Origin of the sequence: Paraburkholderia sp. RL17-380-BIE-A, from assembly GCF_046028085.1 — a bacterium.
Taxonomy (GTDB): domain Bacteria; phylum Pseudomonadota; class Gammaproteobacteria; order Burkholderiales; family Burkholderiaceae; genus Paraburkholderia.
In genome coordinates this window covers 1-1,774 of sequence record NZ_JARESQ010000044.1, presented here as the reverse complement: position 1 = coordinate 1,774, position 1,774 = coordinate 1, and the positions used below count along the sequence as shown (strand labels likewise).

The following is a 1,774-nucleotide window of genomic DNA, read 5'->3' as shown; positions in this document are numbered from 1 at the left end:
ACCATCATCGTCTTGTCCATGTAGAACAGGTCGTTGTCGAGCCCGGCGTAGCCTGCTGCCATCGACCGCTTGTTGACGATCACCGTGCGCGCCTTGTACGCCTCGATAATCGGCATGCCCGCGATCGGCGATTTCGGATCGTTCTTCGCCGCCGGGTTCACCACGTCGTTCGCGCCGAGCACCAGCACCACGTCGACCTGCCCGAACTCGCCGTTGATGTCGTCCATTTCGTAGACCATGTCATAGGCGACTTCGGCTTCGGCGAGCAGCACGTTCATGTGCCCAGGCATGCGGCCGGCCACCGGGTGAATCGCGTACTTCACCTCGATGCCTTTCTCCACCAGCTTGTCGGTCAGTTCCTTCAACGCATGCTGCGCACGTGCGACGGCGAGGCCATAACCCGGCACGATCACCACGGTTTCGGCATTGCCGAGCATGAACGCTGCATCATCGGCCGAACCGGATTTCACCGGACGTTGCTCAGCCGACCCACCCGCCGCCGCCGCGCCCGGCTCGTTGCCGAAGCCACCGAGAATCACGTTGAAGAACGAGCGGTTCATCGCCCGGCACATGATGTACGACAGAATCGCACCGGACGACCCCACCAGCGAGCCCGCGATGATCAGCATCGGATTGTTCAGCGAGAAGCCGATACCCGCCGCCGCCCAGCCCGAATACGAGTTGAGCATCGACACGACCACCGGCATGTCCGCGCCGCCAATCGGAATGATGATCAGCACGCCGAGCACGAACGCGATCAGCGTCATGATGATGAACGGCAGCCACGATTGCGTGAGAAAGAAGATCACGCCGAAGCCGAGCATCGCGAGCGCGAGCAGCAGGTTGATCAGATGCTGGCCGGCATACACGACCGGCGCGCCCTGGAACAGCCGGAACCTGTACTTGCCCGACAGCTTGCCGAACGCGATCACCGAACCCGAGAACGTGATCGCGCCGACGAACGTGCCGATGAACAGTTCGACGCGATTGCCATACGGCAGGAAGCCCGGCGCGGTGTTCTCCGGATCGACGAGACCGAACGCGGACGGCTCCGACACCACCGCATACGCGATACACACGGCGGCGAGACCGATCAGCGAGTGCATCGCCGCGACCAGTTCCGGCATCTTGGTCATCTCGACGCGCGCGGCGACGAACGCGCCGACCGCGCCGCCGATCACCAGCGCGACCAGCAGCAGACCGAGACCCAGGCCGAGGTTCGAGCCGAGCCCGTTCGCCTGCTTGACGATCAGCGCGATGGTGGTGAGGATCGCGATCGCCATCCCGACCATGCCGAAGGTGTTGCCGATGCGTGCGGTTTTAGGATTGGACAGCCCCTTGAGCGCCTGGATGAAGCAGACCGACGCGACCAGATAAAGCAGCGTGACGACGTTCAGACTCATTACGCGTTCTCCTTGGCCGTCTTGTCTGCGATCAGCTTCTTCGGCTCTTTCTTGCGGAACATCTCGAGCATTCGCCTCGTCACTAAAAACCCGCCGAACACGTTGACGGCCGCGAGCGCGACGGCCAGCGTGCCGAAGAATTTGCCGGGCGTGCCCAGCGTAAGGCCCGCAGCGAGCATGGCGCCGACGATCACGATCGCCGAGATCGCGTTGGTCACGGCCATCAGCGGCGTGTGCAGCGCGGGCGTGACGTTCCAGACCACGTGGTAGCCGACGTAAATCGCCAGCACGAAGATGATCAGGTTGATGACGGTGTGGTTGATGACTTCCATCGCCGTTCTCCGTTAAGACTTGCGCGTGACTTCACCATC

2 protein-coding genes are annotated in these 1,774 nt (G+C 62.6%); both read right to left on the bottom strand.

From position 1 onward, the window contains the following. Positions 1–1,403 (bottom strand): NAD(P)(+) transhydrogenase (Re/Si-specific) subunit beta (locus P0D68_RS35435; RefSeq protein WP_408303723.1); only part of this gene is annotated, 1,403 nt, incomplete at its 3' end. Beyond that, positions 1,403–1,735 (bottom strand): NAD(P) transhydrogenase subunit alpha part 2, encoded by a 333-nt coding sequence (locus P0D68_RS35430; protein WP_074763055.1) that lies wholly within the window; start codon positions 1,733–1,735, stop codon positions 1,403–1,405. The genes P0D68_RS35430 and P0D68_RS35435, both read right to left, overlap by 1 nt. Positions 1,736–1,774: the final 39 nt, after the last annotated feature.